General features: G+C 65.0%; 16 protein-coding genes. 11 read left to right on the top strand and 5 right to left on the bottom strand.

The annotated features are described in order from the left end of the window. Nucleotides 1–69: 69 nt before the first annotated feature. On the bottom strand, nt 70–1,818 hold the full coding sequence (mptB, locus tag ACQP2U_RS25985) for a polyprenol phosphomannose-dependent alpha 1,6 mannosyltransferase MptB (protein WP_433716587.1): 1,749 nt from the start codon (nt 1,816–1,818) through the stop codon (nt 70–72). 361 nt (nt 1,819–2,179) lie between these two features. On the opposite strand from mptB, the gene ACQP2U_RS25980 reads away from it, so the two are divergent. Genes ACQP2U_RS25980 through ACQP2U_RS25950 form a run of 7 tightly spaced genes read left to right on the top strand, consistent with a single transcriptional unit; the run spans nt 2,180 to nt 8,576 of the window. Further along, entirely contained in the window at nt 2,180–2,995 is an 816-nt protein-coding gene (locus ACQP2U_RS25980; protein ID WP_433709880.1) for a helix-turn-helix transcriptional regulator, read from the top strand. Beyond that, nucleotides 2,992–4,428 (top strand): Fe-S cluster assembly protein SufB, encoded by a 1,437-nt coding sequence (gene sufB / locus ACQP2U_RS25975; protein WP_397028884.1) that lies wholly within the window; start codon nt 2,992–2,994, stop codon nt 4,426–4,428. The genes ACQP2U_RS25980 and sufB overlap by 4 nt, the downstream gene beginning before the upstream one ends. After that, nucleotides 4,428–5,639, top strand: coding sequence for a Fe-S cluster assembly protein SufD (gene sufD / locus ACQP2U_RS25970; RefSeq protein ID WP_433709879.1), 1,212 nt, complete (start codon nt 4,428–4,430; stop codon nt 5,637–5,639). The genes sufB and sufD overlap by 1 nt, the downstream gene beginning before the upstream one ends. Nucleotides 5,640–5,678: 39 nt before the next feature. Then, the gene (gene sufC / locus ACQP2U_RS25965; RefSeq protein ID WP_433709878.1) at nt 5,679–6,455 is read left to right on the top strand and encodes a Fe-S cluster assembly ATPase SufC; all 777 of its coding nucleotides are present in this window, start codon (nt 5,679–5,681) and stop codon (nt 6,453–6,455) included. Between the two features lies 1 nt (nt 6,456). Continuing rightward, on the top strand, nt 6,457–7,710 hold the full coding sequence (locus ACQP2U_RS25960) for a cysteine desulfurase (RefSeq protein ID WP_433709877.1): 1,254 nt from the start codon (nt 6,457–6,459) through the stop codon (nt 7,708–7,710). Between the two features lie 3 nt (nt 7,711–7,713). Further along, nucleotides 7,714–8,208 (top strand): Fe-S cluster assembly sulfur transfer protein SufU, encoded by a 495-nt coding sequence (sufU, locus tag ACQP2U_RS25955; protein ID WP_433709876.1) that lies wholly within the window; start codon nt 7,714–7,716, stop codon nt 8,206–8,208. After that, complete coding sequence (locus ACQP2U_RS25950; RefSeq protein WP_433709875.1) at nt 8,205–8,576, top strand: metal-sulfur cluster assembly factor; 372 nt, start codon at nt 8,205–8,207, stop codon at nt 8,574–8,576. Before sufU ends, ACQP2U_RS25950 begins: the two co-directional genes overlap by 4 nt. A gap of 34 nt (nt 8,577–8,610) precedes the next feature. On the opposite strand, the gene ACQP2U_RS25945 is transcribed toward ACQP2U_RS25950, so the two are convergent. After that, the gene (locus ACQP2U_RS25945) at nt 8,611–10,146 is read right to left on the bottom strand and encodes a hypothetical protein (protein WP_433709874.1); all 1,536 of its coding nucleotides are present in this window, start codon (nt 10,144–10,146) and stop codon (nt 8,611–8,613) included. Between the two features lie 98 nt (nt 10,147–10,244). Between ACQP2U_RS25945 and ACQP2U_RS25940 the strand changes: the two genes are divergently transcribed. The 3 genes from ACQP2U_RS25940 (at nt 10,245) to ACQP2U_RS25930 (ending at nt 11,929) form a co-directional block, all read left to right on the top strand. Continuing rightward, the gene (locus ACQP2U_RS25940; RefSeq protein ID WP_433709873.1) at nt 10,245–10,568 is read left to right on the top strand and encodes a DoxX family protein; all 324 of its coding nucleotides are present in this window, start codon (nt 10,245–10,247) and stop codon (nt 10,566–10,568) included. A gap of 217 nt (nt 10,569–10,785) precedes the next feature. After that, nucleotides 10,786–11,223, top strand: coding sequence for a DUF4189 domain-containing protein (locus tag ACQP2U_RS25935; RefSeq protein ID WP_397028899.1), 438 nt, complete (start codon nt 10,786–10,788; stop codon nt 11,221–11,223). A gap of 85 nt (nt 11,224–11,308) precedes the next feature. Continuing rightward, complete coding sequence (locus ACQP2U_RS25930) at nt 11,309–11,929, top strand: hypothetical protein (protein WP_433709872.1); 621 nt, start codon at nt 11,309–11,311, stop codon at nt 11,927–11,929. 3 nt (nt 11,930–11,932) lie between these two features. On the opposite strand, the gene ACQP2U_RS25925 is transcribed toward ACQP2U_RS25930, so the two are convergent. Next, nucleotides 11,933–12,712 (bottom strand): helix-turn-helix domain-containing protein, encoded by a 780-nt coding sequence (locus ACQP2U_RS25925; RefSeq protein WP_433709871.1) that lies wholly within the window; start codon nt 12,710–12,712, stop codon nt 11,933–11,935. 88 nt (nt 12,713–12,800) lie between these two features. Between ACQP2U_RS25925 and ACQP2U_RS25920 the strand changes: the two genes are divergently transcribed. Then, nucleotides 12,801–13,178: a nuclear transport factor 2 family protein gene (locus ACQP2U_RS25920; protein WP_433709870.1), complete on the top strand. Its 378-nt coding sequence runs from the start codon at nt 12,801–12,803 to the stop codon at nt 13,176–13,178. A 278-nt stretch (nt 13,179–13,456) separates the two neighbouring features. Here the strand turns inward: ACQP2U_RS25920 and ACQP2U_RS25915 are convergent, their stop codons facing one another. Together ACQP2U_RS25915 and ACQP2U_RS25910 are read right to left on the bottom strand one after the other, a co-directional pair. Further along, entirely contained in the window at nt 13,457–14,392 is a 936-nt protein-coding gene (locus ACQP2U_RS25915; protein ID WP_397028916.1) for a Ku protein, read from the bottom strand. After that, a complete protein-coding gene (locus tag ACQP2U_RS25910; protein ID WP_433709869.1) occupies nt 14,392–15,495 on the bottom strand; it encodes a lycopene cyclase family protein in 1,104 nt (367 codons plus the stop codon). The genes ACQP2U_RS25915 and ACQP2U_RS25910 overlap by 1 nt, the downstream gene beginning before the upstream one ends. Nucleotides 15,496–15,551 lie beyond the last annotated feature (56 nt).

The following is a 15,551-nucleotide window of genomic DNA, read 5'->3' as shown; positions in this document are numbered from 1 at the left end:
GCTTCGCTCCCTCACGGTGTCACACCGTAAGCCGTCGACGGATGTGACCCGGACGACACCCCTGCCTCGTCAACTCTGCGGTCCGGCGGGACCGGCCGCGGTGGGCGCCGTATCCGCGCCTAGCTGGTGTAACCGCCACGGCAGCGACTTGCGGGTGGCCAGAATCATCAGTGTGCAGGTGAGCACGGTGATGCAGGCCGCATAGATAAGGACGAAGGGCGGGATTTCGCTGCCCGATGGCATGAGCATGACACTGATTGCCGCGGAAGCGATCGTGGCCGGCACCCGGAAGGCGGAGCGGCTGGCCCATGCCGCCAGCGGGACGATGCCCCAGAGCAGATACCAGGGTTGCACCACCGGAAACAGCAGGACGACCGCGCCGAATGCGACGCCGAGTGCACCCACCGGATGTAGCCGACCCCGCCAGGTGGCCACCATGAGCCGCACCACGACCAGCGAGGCGGCAAGCGCCGCGATCGGTCGGGTGATGCTCAACAGTGCCGTGGTGTGGTCGCCCAATCCCAGTAGCACGCCGCCGAATCCGGTAGCGACACCGAGCGCGGTGGGCAGCGACATCCAGCTGCGCACCGAGTTGGCCATGGTCAGGGTGTCTATCCAGCCGAAACCGAGTCCGCTGCCCAGACATACCGCGAGCATGACGGCGCCGGTGACACAACCGAGGAATAGCGCGGCTCTGAGCACCGCACGCAAATCGCCGCCCCATTTTCGGCTCAATGCCATCCAGACGAATGCCAGTGCCAGCATCGATGGAATCTTGACCATCGCGGACAGCGCGATCAGGGTGGTGCCCGATAAAAGCAGCACGAGTGCGTGTCCGCGTATCGGGCCGATATTGCTCAGGGCCGCCAGACAATATTCCAACCCGACCAGCATCAGGCCGAGCATCATGGCCTCGTTGTGCACACCGGATACCAGATGGAATATCACCAGTGGGTTCACGGCGCCGAGCCACAATGCCGCCACGGGCGATACTCGACACCGCTGGGCCAGTCGCGGCAGTGCCCAAACGATGCAGGCCACGCCCAGCAGCGCCAGCATTCGGTGCAGCAGGACACCGGCGAGCATATTGTCGCCGACGATCTCGGCGATGCCCTTGCCCAGCCAGATGGAGAGCGGGCCATATGGCGCGGGCGAATTCTGCCAGATATTGGGGACGCTGCGCGTCAGTATGTGGTCCTGGCCGAGTCCCTGTACCGGGCCGACATCGTAAGGATCCAGTCCGCTCGCCGCGATTTCCCCCTGGGCCAGATAGGAATAGACGTCCTGGCTGAACATCGGCGGGGCGACCGACAGTGGGATGATCCACAGCAGCAGCGTGCGGTCCAGTTGCGATCGGCTGATGCGGCGAATGCGGTTGGACTGCAAGCCGAGTGCGAATCGGCCGAGCAGCAGCCAGGCCAGCATCACGATGACCGTGCCGACCATGGTCGTCGCCAGCCCCGAATTGTGCACTCGCGCTGGCAGCCCGAGAATCGCCTTGCCGTAAGTCGGATTCTGCAACGTGGGTTGGGCGCCGAGACCGAGAGCGCCGATGGCCATCATGACCGAACCCGTCGCGCCCAACAGGCGGACCCGGCGCAGTTGCGCGGTCTCCTGCGGGTTGAGTTCCGCGGCTTCGGGTTCGTTGATGTGCAGGGTGTCGCCGACGGTGTGGTCGGGTGCAACATCCAGGCCGATGATCCGACGCCCCAGCGCGACAGCGGTACTGATCGGCGCGGTCCGACGCAGGCGAGTCAGGGTTCCCGAGGTGGTCGACCGGCTGCGTTCGACACCCGGTTCGCCGTGTTCGCCTGACATCACGCGGCCAGCGTAGCCGATACCACCGGTGTATCAGGTGCCCCGCGGAACGGACCGCGGCGCTTGTTCGCGCTGCGTTCGGCCGTCGCTCGTCACCGATCGGATCACGCCGTGGAAGCGCTGCGCTCGGTCCCGATGAAGCTGGTCACGGTGCGCGGACGAATTTTCGTCACCGATGTGTGTCCTAAATCGCACTCGTAATTCTGTCGCGGGCTGGGGCTGGTCGTCGCGCAAGACTCGCAGGTCGTGAACCTGCCGCATCCGAGCGCCGCCCGAAAAACGCTCCGGTGCAGGTCATCGGCCCAGTCGACTCAGGGCACCCTTATTGGATTCCGGGAACGAATTCCGTCACACTGGTGTTGTGAAAACCGTGGGTTTGCCGCACGACGAGGATCGAGGGGCCGGTCGCCGTACCGGTGCCGGGTCCGTTGCTGCGCCCGAGCCCCTGGTCGCGGGCGGTGAGGGACATACTCGCGCCGCCGTGGTCAAGCTGCTGCTCGAAGAGGGGCCGATCACGGCGACCGCGATCGGCACCAAGCTCGGCCTGACGCCGGCCGGTGTCCGTAGGCATCTGGACGCGCTGATCGAATCCGGTCAGGCGCGGGCCAGTCGCTCGGCGCCGTGGCAGCAGAAGGGTCGCGGCCGCCCCGCCAAGCAGTATCAGCTGACCGCCGCGGGTCGGGGACGGCTCGGCCACGCCTATGACGATCTGGCCGGTGCGGCCATTCGCCAGCTCGGTGCGATCGGTGGCGAGCAGGCCATCGCCGATTTCGCGCGCACCCGGGCGCGCACCATTGTCAAAGGCATCGAACCGGTCGCCGAACACACCGCCGAATCCACCACGGCCAAGGCGGACGAGATCGCCGATGCCTTTACCGACGCCGGATTCGCCGCATCTACCCGCAAGGTCGGCGCTGGTGTACAGATCTGCCAGCACCACTGCCCGGTGGCCCACGTCGCCGAGGAATTCCCGCAGTTGTGCGAGGCCGAACTGGAGGCCTTCCGGGACCTGCTCGGAACTCACGTACAGCGGCTTGCGACGATCGCCAACGGCGACTGCGCCTGCACGACCCATGTGCCGCTGTTCGTTCTCCCTATCACCGATAACGCTTCCCCTGAAACCGCTGCACAGCCCGTAGCGGGACGTACGAACGACTCCGGAAGGAGTGCCGAATGACGACGACCACCGACCAGGTGCAACCGCTCACTCAGGAAGAAACCATTGCTTCCCTGGGCAAATACGGTTACGGCTGGGCCGATTCGGATGTGGCCGGTGCCAGTGCGCAACGAGGCCTGTCCGAGGCTGTCGTCCGCGACATCTCGGCCAAGAAGAACGAGACCGAGTGGATGCTCGAGCACCGGCTCAAGGCGTTGCGCATCTTCGATCGCAAGCCGATGCCGAACTGGGGATCGAACCTGGACGGCATCGACTTCGACAACATCAAGTACTTCGTGCGCTCCAGCGAGAAGCAGGCGGAAAGCTGGGAAGACCTGCCAGAGGACATCAAGAACACCTACGACAAGCTGGGCATCCCGGAGGCGGAGAAGCAGCGTCTGGTCGCCGGTGTCGCCGCGCAATACGAGTCCGAGGTCGTCTACCACTCCATCCGCGAGGATCTGGAGAAGCAGGGCGTCATCTTCCTGGACACCGACACCGGTCTGCGCGAGCACCCGGAGATCTTCGAGCAGTACTTCGGCACGGTCATCCCGGCCGGTGACAACAAGTTCTCCGCGCTGAATACCGCCGTATGGTCGGGTGGTTCGTTCATCTACGTGCCGCCGGGCGTGCACGTCGACATTCCGCTGCAGGCCTACTTCCGGATCAACACCGAGAATATGGGCCAGTTCGAGCGGACGCTGATCATCGTCGACGAGGATGCCTACGTGCACTACGTCGAGGGCTGCACCGCGCCGATCTACAAATCCGATTCGCTGCATTCCGCGGTGGTCGAGATCATCGTGAAGAAGGGCGGCCGCTGCCGCTACACCACCATCCAGAACTGGTCGAACAACGTCTACAACCTGGTCACCAAGCGGGCCAAGGCCGAGGCGGGCGCGACCATGGAATGGGTCGACGGCAATATCGGCTCCAAGGTCACCATGAAGTACCCGGCGGTCTGGATGACCGGTGAGTACGCCCGTGGTGAGGTGCTGTCGGTGGCCTTCGCCGGTCCCGGTCAGCATCAGGACACCGGCGCGAAGATGCTGCACCTGGCGCCGCACACCTCCTCCACCATCATCAGCAAGTCGGTGGCGCGTGGCGGTGGTCGTGCCTCCTACCGCGGTTTGGTGCAGGTGAACAAGGGTGCGCACGGCTCCAAGTCGACCGTGAAATGTGATGCGCTGCTCGTCGATACCATCAGCCGCTCCGACACCTACCCCTACGTAGATATCCGCGAGGACGACGTGACGATGGGCCACGAGGCGACCGTCTCGAAGGTGTCCGAGGATCAGCTGTTCTATCTGATGAGCCGCGGCCTCACCGAGGACGAGGCCATGGCGATGGTGGTGCGCGGGTTCGTCGAGCCCATCGCCAAAGAGCTCCCGATGGAATACGCGTTGGAACTGAACCGGCTCATCGAGCTGCAGATGGAAGGGGCCGTTGGCTGATGGCGACTGGCGTAATTGGAGCGGTCGAGGGCGAGAATCCCACGGCCAAGCCGATTCAGAACCCGGGCGCAGGAGCCGCGACCAACAAGGGGGAGGTCTTCACCTCCTACGACGTGAACGCCTTCGAGGTGCCTTCGGGCAAGGACGAGGCGTGGCGGTTCACCCCGCTGCGGCGTCTGCGCGGTCTGCACGATGGAACCGCGGTCCGCGACGGTCAGGCGACGGTCGCGGTCTCCTCGGTCGATGGCGTGCGGGTGGAGACCGTGGAGCGCACCGATGCTCGCCTCGGTGCGGCCGGCGTCCCGTCGGATCGTGTTGCAGCCCAGGCGTATTCGGGTTTCGAATCGGCGACGGTCGTGTCGGTCGACTCGGAGACCGAGGTCGCCGAGCCGGTCGTCGTGACGGTCACCGGTCCCGGCGAGGGTAAGACCGCCTACGGGCACCTGCAGATTCGCCTCGGCAATTTCGCCGTCGCCACCGTGGTCATCGACCAGCGCGGCAGCGGAACCTACGCCGAGAACGTCGAATTCGTGCTCGGTGACAGCGCGAAGTTGACCGTCGTCGCGGTCCAGGACTGGGCCGACGACGCCGTGAATACCACCGCGCACCACGCCAAGCTCGGTCGCGACGCCACCCTTCGGCATATCGCGGTGACACTGGGCGGCGATCTGGTCCGCCTCACCGCGAACATTCGCTACGACGGTCCCGGCGGCGACGCCGAACTGCTCGGCCTCTACTTCGCCGACGCCGGTCAGCACTTCGAGCAGCGCCTGCTCGTCGATCACGCGGTGCCGCACTGCAAGTCCAATGTGCTGTACAAGGGTGCGCTGCAGGGCGATCCGCATTCGCGCAAGGGCGATGCCCGCACGGTGTGGGTGGGTGATGTGCTCATTCGCGCCGCCGCCGAGGGCACCGACACCTTCGAGGTGAACCGCAATCTGGTGCTCACCGACGGCGCGCGCGCCGATTCGGTGCCGAACCTGGAGATCGAGACCGGTGAGATCGTCGGTGCCGGACATGCCTCCGCGACCGGTCGTTTCGACGACGAGCAGCTGTTCTACCTGCGCGCTCGCGGCATCCCGGAGGATGTGGCCCGCCGCTTGGTCGTGCGCGGCTTCTTCCACGAGATCATCCAGAAGATCGCGGTCCCCCAGATCCGGGAGCGGCTGGAGGCGGCCATCGAGGCCGAACTCGCCGCGATCGGCGTCTAACCGACTGAAACCTACTCCCCACAAAGGAATTCGAATTCGATGACCACCCTGGAAATCAAGGACCTGCACGTCGAGGTCGCCAACCCGGACGAGTCCGGCGAGCCCATCAAGATCCTCAAGGGCGTGAACCTCACCATCTCCTCCGGTGAGACCCACGCGATCATGGGCCCCAACGGCTCCGGCAAGTCGACCCTGTCGTACGCGATCGCCGGGCACCCGAAGTACACGGTGACCTCCGGTTCGATCACTCTCGACGGCGAGGACGTCCTCGCGATGTCCGTCGACGAGCGGGCGCGCGCGGGTCTGTTCCTGGCCATGCAGTACCCGGTCGAGGTCCCCGGTGTTTCGATGTCGAACTTCCTGCGCACCGCGGCCACCGCTGTCCGCGGCGAGGCCCCCAAACTGCGCACCTGGGTCAAGGAGGTGAAGGAGTCGATGAACGAGCTGGAAATCGACGCCGCCTTCGCCGAGCGCAGCGTAAACGAGGGTTTCTCCGGTGGTGAGAAGAAGCGCCACGAGATCCTGCAGCTGGGCCTGCTCAAGCCGAAGATCGCCATCCTCGACGAGACCGACTCCGGCCTGGACGTCGACGCGCTGCGCATCGTCTCCGAGGGCGTCAACCGCTACAAGGAGCGCGAGAACGGCGGCGTGCTGCTGATCACGCACTACACCCGCATCCTGCGCTACATCCAGCCCGAATTCGTGCATGTCTTCGTCGGCGGCCGCATCGTCGCCGAGGGCGGCGCCGAGCTGGCCGAAGAACTCGACGCGAACGGCTACGTACGCTTTACCCAGACCGCTACCGCTGGAGCCTGATATGACCGCCATGGTCCGCACCCTCGACGTCGCCCGGATCCGGGCCGACTTCCCGATCCTGAACCGCACGGTTCGGGACGGGAAGCCGTTGGTGTACCTGGACTCCGGCGCGACCTCGCAGCGTCCGCTCGCGGTACTGGACGCGGAACGGCAGTTCCTGATCGAGAGCAATTCGGCTGTGCACCGCGGTGCGCACCAGCTCGCCGAGGAGGCGACCGACGCGTACGAGGGCGCGCGTGCCGATATCGGCCGATTCGTCGGCGTGGACGCCGATGAGATCGTATTCACCAAGAACGCGACCGAATCGCTGAACCTGGTGACCTACTCGTTCGCCGACGACCGGTTCCCGTATCATGTTGGCCCCGGCGACGAGGTCGTCATCACCGAGCTCGAGCACCACGCGAATCTCGTGCCGTGGCAGGAACTCGCGCGCCGTACCGGTGCGACTCTGAAGTGGTACGGCATCACCGAGGACGGCCGGATCGATCTCGATTCGCTCGAATTGTCACCTGCCACAAAGGTTGTCGCGTTCACCCACCAGTCGAATGTGACTGGTGCGGTCACCGATGTCGCCGAACTGGTGCGTCGGGCAAAGGAAGTCGGCGCGCTCACGGTGCTGGATGCCTGCCAGTCGGTGCCGCATATGCCGGTGAACTTCCGTGAGCTCGGGGTCGATTTCGCCGCGTTCTCCGGGCACAAGATGCTCGGCCCGTCCGGTGTCGGCGTGCTCTACGGGCGGCGCGCGCTGCTCGAGGAGACCCCGCCGTTCATTACCGGTGGTTCGATGATCGAGACCGTCACCATGGAGGGCAGCACCTACGCGCCGCCGCCACAGCGTTTCGAGGCCGGTGTGCCGATGACCTCACAGGTGGTCGGATTGGGCGCGGCCGTGCGGTATCTCGAACAGATCGGCATGGAAGCCGTTGCGGCACACGAGCAGACGCTCACCGGTGCGGCGCTGGAGGGACTCGCGGCGGTCGCGGGCGTGCGGATCGTCGGCCCGACCGAGAATATCGATCGGGGCGGCGCGGTGTCGTTCGTGGTCGAGGGTATCCACGCCCATGATGTCGGGCAGATTCTCGACGACGAGGGTGTGGCCGTGCGCGTTGGCCACCACTGCGCTTGGCCGCTGATGCGTCGTCTCGGCATTGCGGCCACCGCGCGTGCGTCCTTCGCTGTTTACAACACTCTCGATGAGGTAGATCAGCTGGTAGCCGCGGTGCGGAAGGCTCAGAGCTTCTTCGGAGTTGCATAAGACATGCGCATGGAGCAGATGTACCAGGAAGTGATCCTGGATCACTACAAGCACCCGCATCACCGCGGGCTACGGGAGCCGTTCGGTGCCGAGGTGCACCACGTCAACCCGACCTGCGGTGACGAGGTGACCTTGCGCGTCCAACTCGACGACAACGGTGACGTCGCCGATGTGTCCTACGACGGTCAGGGCTGTTCGATCAGTCAGGCCGCCACCTCGATCCTCACCGATCAGGTGATCGGACTCCCGGTGCAGCAGGCACTGAAGGTGGTCGACTCCTACAACGAGATGATCTCCAGCCGCGGCACCGTCGACGGCGACGAGGACATGATCGGCGATGGTATCGCGCTGAGCGGGGTGTCCAAGTACCCGGCGCGGGTCAAATGCGCACTGCTGGGCTGGCTGGCGTTCAAGGACGCGGTGATCCGGATAAGCTCAGCGGAAGAGACCAAGCGGACCATGGGCAGCGATATCTCCACGAATGGAAAAACGTCATGAGTGAGACACCGGCTACCGAAACGACCGAACAGGTCGAACTTTCGGCCGAGGACATCAAGCAGCTCGAGGATTTGGAGGAGGCGATGCGCGACGTCGTCGATCCCGAACTCGGCATCAATGTCGTCGACCTCGGCTTGGTCTACGGCATGAGCGTCGACCAGGACAATATCGCCACCCTCGATATGACCCTCACCTCGGCGGCCTGCCCGCTGACCGATGTCATCGAGGACCAATCCCGCAACGCGCTGGTCCGCTCCGGTCTGGTCGAAGACCTCAAGATCAACTGGGTCTGGATGCCCCCGTGGGGGCCCGACAAGATCACCGAAGACGGTCGCGAGCAACTGCGCGCCTTGGGCTTCACGGTCTAGGACCGCTAACTCACTGCGGCGACAGCAGCGCTGATCAGCACTGCTGTTGGAATGGGAAACACCGTGCCGCGGGTGGCTCGGACGTGGCTGGCAGTTTCAGCTGCCCTGCCGGTTCCGTGCTCGATTCCGGCCGGGGCTCTATGACAGCTGCTTTCGGGTGCATCCCTTCGGAGATAAGTAACCAGGTCGTGGCGATTATCGCCCCGACTACCACCGCCGTTATGAGCAGTTGCGGCAGGCCCGCGATGAGTTTCATCCCGGTGGCGGCCACGGCGACAAAGCAGCGGCGCACCGCGGCCGCCAGCCGAGGAGCCGAAGTCCGATGCGGACGCGGGGCGGGAGCGTTGCCCGGCTGCGACAATCGCACCGGTCGCGGCTGGGCCTTCGTCGGTGGTTGCGCCTCGAACGCCGATGAACGCGGTGGTGCTTGTGCCGAAACCGGCTGCGCCTCAACCATCACCGGAGGTTGGGTCTGTGTCGGTGACAAGGGCTGCGGCTCAATGTCCGGCAAAGACCCGGTCTCGGTCGAACGCCGCGGCCCCTCTGCCGATCCAGGCTCCTGCGCGACCGAAGCCGGAGGCTGATTTCTCGCTGCCGCCGTTGCCACAAGAATCGGTGAGATCGGTTTCGGCAGCCAATTCCGCAGGCGCGGCTCTCGGTGCGAACGACCTCGGCGGTCGAGACCACGGCGCGGCGCAGGCTCGTCCAACGATTCATCGGACTCGATCCATGACGACCAACTGTCGGTGAATGCCGAGGACAACTGGGCATCCGACTGCGCCTGCATCGCGTCTGGATGGTCCAGCGATTGCGACTCTGCCTGCGGCGGGGCGGATACCAGGGCGTGCGGCTCGATTTCGGGCCGCGATAGTGCCTCGTTTTCCGGCGGCTCTTCGTCGATCTCGGTCGGCAGCCATGGTGGGTATGCAGCTGACCGCTCCGACGACATACGAGCGTCGGTGGGAAGTGCCGCGGCACCGACCGCGGCCGACGCATAGGCTGGCACCAGCACCTTCGACGCGGGACGCTTGGGTCGTCCGGTTTGCGACGGGAACCCCTCGACCACCAGCTCTTCGACCGTGACCACATGCGAAAGGCCGAGCTCGCCGAGCAATTCGTATGCCTGCTCCGCGGTCCAGATCAGCTTCCGGTTCGCCGTTCGAAGGAACCACGCGCGCAGCTCCGTCGACGAGCCGACCGCGGTACCGCCGGACTTCCGTGATTCGCGCTCCGTTGTGACGGCCGCTTCTCCGGGCTGCACGGCCACGACCAGCCGATCGACGAAGGCATCCGGATGCTGCCTGCGCACCAGCCGGCTCAGGTCGAGTGGATCATCGTCGCGCAGCGGAACAGACTCCGCATCGGTGTTCTGGGCTTCGATCACGACCACGGCGCGCGGAGTGATGACCACCACGTCCGTCTGCCGTATTGCGTCACGTGTGTCGTCATCGGGGATGGGATACCCCGAAACAGCAAGCCCCACAATGACGTATTGACCATTCCAAGTCCGTATCCATTCGAGCACACACTGTTCGGCCCCTTGTATGTCCTGTTCGTTGACAACCAGCATCGAGGGTCACCCTCCATCTCGCCTGCACAGTCGACCTCCCAACGGTATTCATCACGGACGGCCCGCGAGAATCCGAAAGGCACTCAAAGAGCAGGGTTTTGGCGACAAAAGGTGTCACTATATCGGCGCGTCGGCAGGGGTGTCGCGGCGGACCGGGGCTTCGCAAACAAGGTCTGACCCGCGCCTACGTTTTCGGGTCCGACTATTCGGAGAAGTTCGTGGAGTGGGGATTTCCTCCGAAAACGCGGTTCGTGGTCGACGGGCTGGAGTTGATCGCTGCCGTGCTGCTGGTGCTTCCGCGCCGGGAGAGCAACGTCTCGGGCACGGCCATGCTGGGACTGGTACCGACCGGCGCGGTGACCACACATCTGATCGATGACGCGCCGTTCTGGCAGGGCACTTGGCGCCGATCCACCTGGTGATCATGATGGTCGTCGCGCTAGCGAATTCGACTGCGGACTGGCGAGAGGTGCTGCCGCCGTGGAGCCGCCGTATGACATCGCCGGCGCGAGATACTGTGGCGTTGGGAGGTCGCTGCCCAACCGATGTCCAGCCCTGGTGATACAAAGATTTGGACAATTCGGATCGGAGCGGTCAGGATTCGAGCGAAGCTATTTTCGGAACTGGGGAGCGCAACACATGTCACTATCGTCCAAGGCTGCCATGGGTCTGGTGGCCGCGTCCGCGGGTGCGTTCGTCGCTGGCGGGGCCGGTGCCGCGCAGGCGGAGGATGGTCTCTACGGCTCGCTGGCGATTTCGGTGTCCGCTCGCGGCGATGCGACTCTCGGATGGGCGTACAACTACTCGAACTGGGCGGATTCGGATCGTGCCGCGGTGCAGCAATGCGGACTGTCCAGCTGCCATGTCATCGTGCAGTTCGCCAATTCGTGCGCGGCCGTGGCCCGCAATGGCGATGATCACTTGGGCTGGGCTTGGGCGCCGACACGGGCCGAGGCCGAGCAACAGGCGATCGCCAATGCCGGGCCGACGGCACCGCCGCCGCTGCTGAACTTCGGCAGCTCGGCGCCGCGCGAACCCCGCATCGTCGATTCGCAGTGCACCGCGAACGCGAGCTGAGGTAAGCCGCACTCGCTTGTGGCCGCGCCGAGGGCTCAGCGGCGATTCGGCAGCGCGAGCGGGCCGCAGCGGCGATGATTTCCGAGTGGACGACATCACCTATCAGGACACCCGGCTCGCGCTGCACGCGGTGGGGGAGTTGTTGATCGCGGGCCCACAATATCGGCGGTACGGGACCATCCGACTACGGGTGGTGCACGGTGGTTTCGGTGGTGCGCAGTGGCCGGTGTCGGTGGTCGGCACCGATCTGGTGTGGCCGGAAGGCCGGGTCGCGCTCGCGGGCACCTTCGACAAGGTCGCCGCCACCGCGGGCTTCCAACCCGAGTCGCCGGCCGCTGTCTACGCCGACACCACCGGAGTCGACCCCGGTGATCAGCTCGCTGTCGATCCAGAGGCCGCGCGCATCATCGCGGACTGGTTCGCGCTCGGGGATTCGACGCTGCGCTGTACGGCGCCCGATGTCATCCCGGTGCTGTGGCCGGAGCATTTCGATCTGTCGAGCACCGTCAATGAGGTCAATTACGGTGTGTCGCCTGGAGACTCGGTGCATCCGGGACCGTACGCCTATGTCGGCCCGTGGGCACCGCGCACCGGCGAATTCTGGAATGCACCGTTCGGCGCGGTGCGTGCGCGCGAGGAGGTCGACAACGCTGCCGCCCTGCTCGACTTCTTCGAGGAAGGCAAAGCGCGGGCCGCCGAGTCCTGAAGATCACCTGGCGAGCGCGTGCAGGTATGCGCTGGTGGTTTGATCGGCAGGAAAGTAGGACTCGATGGCGATCTCGTCGAGCGTCACATCGAAGGCGGCGCCGAACCGCATGATTGTGTTGAACAGCGACAGCTGGGTGCCGCGATGCTCGAGCTGGATCGGCAGCGCTAGCTCGGACGGATCGACCTGCGGAAAAACGCCTTCCGATGCGAACGCACTCAGTTCCCTGTGCAGCGCTGCCAATTCGGGGTCGCCGGATAGTTCCGCCTGCCGCGCGAGGCGTGGCAGCAGGAACCCACGCACCTGTTCGATATTCCGCACACGCGGCGCGAATCCCTTGGGATGCAGACCGATTCGCATCATATTGATCGGTGGCTCCAGCAGTTCCGCGGCCACGCCCTCGAAGAACACGTCCGCCGCCGTATTGGCGAACAACAGATTCCACTGTCGATCGATGGCAAGCGCCGGAAACGGTTCGTGGGCATCGAGTACCCGCCGGACCGCGGCCCGCGCCTGCACAAGATCCGGATCGTCGAGTGCGCGATGCTGGTATGTCGGCGCATACCCGGCCGCGACCAGCAGCCGATTGCGTTCACGCAGCGGGATGTCCAGATGTTCGGCGAACCGCTCGACCATCGCCGGGCTCGGAATGGTGCGCCCGTTCTCCACGAAACTCACATGCCGTGTCGAAATGCCCGATTGCACGGATAAATCGAGCTGACTGAGCCGGCGCCGCAGCCGCCACTCGCGCAACAGCGCCCCGACCGGTCGTTCGCTATTCACCTGGCCAGTATCGCCACGCCGGGTGGGGCGCCGCCATTACATGTCGGGTAATGGACAGGCTTACCACGCTCTTGGGACGGTAACCGGCATGACGAACAACCTGCCAACCCGCAATAAGGATCTCCTACTGCACGGCCTCGCCGAATTCAGTCGGGGCAATATCGAAATACTGCGAAACCTCTTGCACGAGAACTTCATCGAGCACAGTCCGGGCAATCCGTCCGGCCGAGACGCCTTCATCGAGTTCACCGCGAACGCACCCGTCGCCACCGCCCGACTCGACATCAAACGGGTCATCACCGATGCCGAATATGCCGTCGTGCACTACCACATGATCGCGCCCGACGATGATCGTGGCGTGGCGGTTGTGGATATCTGGCGGCTGGTCGACGGCGTGATCACCGAGCACTGGGATGTCGTACAACCGGTGCCCGACGCCGACCAGCTCCCGCACGGCATGTTCTGATCCGGGCTAGCGGGCGCCCCGCATCGGCCAATCGGCCGCAGCGGATCAGCGCCCGCTTGGTGCCTGGCGCCGCCGCGGGCAGGGCGGCGTCCGTGGGATCGAGTTCGGGCTCATTCCGATTCGGACGGACGAACAGCGTCACCGATGCGGCGGGGAGGAACCTTTGCGGGTCATCGGCGCCGCCGAGGCGGTATCGCGCTGCGCGATATCGGTGACGACGCGCCTGGCATCGCGAGCGAACAGCGCCTCCGAACAGGTATCGACGAGGCGGCGGGCGATTATGCGCCCTTGCGGGCCGCCGCCTTCTTCGCGGTCTTCTTGGCGGGCTTGGCGGCGGTCTTCTTGGCCGCGGTCTTGGTGGCCTTCTTCGCCGGTGCCGCCTTTGCCTTGGGCTTGGCAGCGGCCTTGCCCGAACTCTCCGCGGTCCGCCGCCCACTGGCCTCCAGACTGCGTTGCAGTGCGGCTACCAGGTCGACGACCTCCGCGTCCATCGCGGCGGGCGCCTCCTCGGGCTGACTGACCACCTTCCCGGTGCCGCTGGCGATGGCCTCGTCGAGCACCTTCTGCAGCTCGATCTGGTACTCGTCGGTGTATTGCTCGGGATCGAAGTCGTCGGACATGGTCTCCACCAGCGTCTCGGCCATCTTGATCTCCTGCGGCTTCGGCTCGGCGACACCGTCCAGGGATTCGAAATCGACGGAGCGGACCTCATCGGGCCACAGGAGCGTCTGAAGCACCAGTACACCGTCGCGTACTCGCAGCGCCGAGAGGCGGGTCTTCTGTCGGAGCGTGAAATGCACGAGCGCGGTCCGATCGATGCGCTCGAGCGTCGTCGCCAGCAGCACGTAGGCCTTGGGGGTGTTCGAGTCGGGTTCGAGGTAGTAGCTCTTCTCGAACAGGATCGGGTCGATCTGGTCGTTGGGTACGAACTGCAGCACCGGAATCTCATGCTTCTCGGCGGCGGGCAGCTTCGAGAAGTCCTCGTCGGTCAAGATGACCTTGTCACCCTCCGGGGATTCATAGGCCTTATCGATATCGGCGTACTGCACGGACTTGCCGCAGACCGTGCAGACGCGGTCGTATTTGATCCGCCCGCCGTCCTTGGCATGCACCTGGTGGAACCGAATGTCGTGGTCCTCGGTGGCCGTATACACCTTGACAGGGACGTTTACCAGCCCGAACGCAATCGAGCCCTTCCAGATAGCTCGTGCCATTACTCCATCATGGACGAACCAATTCGAATAGGCGAGCGAATCGGAATCCCGAGTGTCGCGGTCGCGACGCGCCGACGCAGTGGTGCGGGCAGGGCGACGAAGAGCGTGCGCATGGCGGCGACGGTGCCGCCGAGATCGGTGCGGCCCGATAGATAGGCCCGTTGCATTCGCGGCGGCAGGGTGAAGAAGGCATCGAAGAACACGGGGAGGTCGTCGGGCGGTAGCGCGAGCAGCGCGCGCAGGCCCGCGGACCGCAACGCGTATACCGCTCGCCCCTGAGCGGGCCATGCCGACGAATCGAGAGCGACGGTGTCAGCGGCGGCAAGGGATGCGATGACGCTGTATCCCGTTGCGGGATGGGTGAATGCACCCGCCGCGCCGAACCGCCGCCGTCCGGGTCGGCCGCCCTGCACCGGGAACCGTACGCGTTCCACAGGTTCGGTTCCGGTGAGTTCGATTCCGCGCGAACGCAACCGGTGGTGCAGTCGGTCGCACAGCACGGCGGTGTCGAGGGCGGGGCGACCGGCGAGGCAGGTCTCCTCCAGCAACATCGTCTCCGCGCTCAACGGTACTGCGTACAGAAACGACCGTGGCGCACCGGGTTCCGCGCCGTTGTCGGCGCGCCAGTCCATGAACAGAGGTGTGATGTCGGCGTCGCGTCGCACGATTACGCCGTACGCGGTTTGCTCGGCGAGTGCGGTGGAGCGGTGAATTCCTCGTGCGTCGATAACACGTTTGCCGCTGATTTTTGTTTCCGAAGCCAAAGTCACTGTGTTGTGCCGAATTTCGACAACGCGATCGGTAACTATTTGCGCGCCGTCGAGATTCAGTGCATCCCGCAACCGCGCGGAGTCGAAGACGATATAGGTTCGGTCGAGTCGATGCGGTCTGGTGCCCCAGGCCGTCGGATGCGCCACGGTGGTGGCGATAACCGACGGATCCAGCCATCCCGGCAGCTCGTCGTGCCAGCCCGCATACGTCGCCGACCAGCGGCGATCAGGCACCGGATCGATTGCGGTGACCGACATTCCGTGTGTGAGACAGCGATGTGCGAGTGCGCGACCGGCGGGGCCGAGCCCACAGACGATGAGGTCCACGGTCATCGCATATCCCATACGGAACGTGGATGTTGGTGTGGCGCAGCGAGTTCGGTGGTGTG

Origin of the sequence: Nocardia sp. CA-084685, from assembly GCF_050955785.1 — a bacterium.
Classification (GTDB): Bacteria; Actinomycetota; Actinomycetes; order Mycobacteriales; family Mycobacteriaceae; genus Nocardia.
Note: the sequence above shows the minus strand (reverse complement) of the source record. Positions and strands in the feature narration are given on the sequence as shown.

What these genes read in the sequence shown, in the direction of transcription:
- sufC (WP_433709878.1), top strand. Translation starts at nt 5,679, where the DNA reads ATGACCACCCTGGAAATCAAGGACCTGCACGTCGAGGTCGCCAACCCG.
- ACQP2U_RS25920 (WP_433709870.1), top strand. Translation starts at nt 12,801, where the DNA reads ATGACGAACAACCTGCCAACCCGCAATAAGGATCTCCTACTGCACGGC.
- sufD (WP_433709879.1), top strand. Translation starts at nt 4,428, where the DNA reads ATGGCGACTGGCGTAATTGGAGCGGTCGAGGGCGAGAATCCCACGGCC.
- ACQP2U_RS25935 (WP_397028899.1), top strand. Translation starts at nt 10,786, where the DNA reads ATGTCACTATCGTCCAAGGCTGCCATGGGTCTGGTGGCCGCGTCCGCG.
- ACQP2U_RS25915 (WP_397028916.1), bottom strand. Translation starts at nt 14,392, where the DNA reads ATGGCACGAGCTATCTGGAAGGGCTCGATTGCGTTCGGGCTGGTAAAC.
- ACQP2U_RS25960 (WP_433709877.1), top strand. Translation starts at nt 6,457, where the DNA reads ATGACCGCCATGGTCCGCACCCTCGACGTCGCCCGGATCCGGGCCGAC.
- ACQP2U_RS25945 (WP_433709874.1), bottom strand. Translation starts at nt 10,146, where the DNA reads ATGCTGGTTGTCAACGAACAGGACATACAAGGGGCCGAACAGTGTGTG.
- sufB (WP_397028884.1), top strand. Translation starts at nt 2,992, where the DNA reads ATGACGACGACCACCGACCAGGTGCAACCGCTCACTCAGGAAGAAACC.
- mptB (WP_433716587.1), bottom strand. Translation starts at nt 1,818, where the DNA reads ATGTCAGGCGAACACGGCGAACCGGGTGTCGAACGCAGCCGGTCGACC.
- ACQP2U_RS25910 (WP_433709869.1), bottom strand. Translation starts at nt 15,495, where the DNA reads ATGACCGTGGACCTCATCGTCTGTGGGCTCGGCCCCGCCGGTCGCGCA.
- sufU (WP_433709876.1), top strand. Translation starts at nt 7,714, where the DNA reads ATGCGCATGGAGCAGATGTACCAGGAAGTGATCCTGGATCACTACAAG.
- ACQP2U_RS25950 (WP_433709875.1), top strand. Translation starts at nt 8,205, where the DNA reads ATGAGTGAGACACCGGCTACCGAAACGACCGAACAGGTCGAACTTTCG.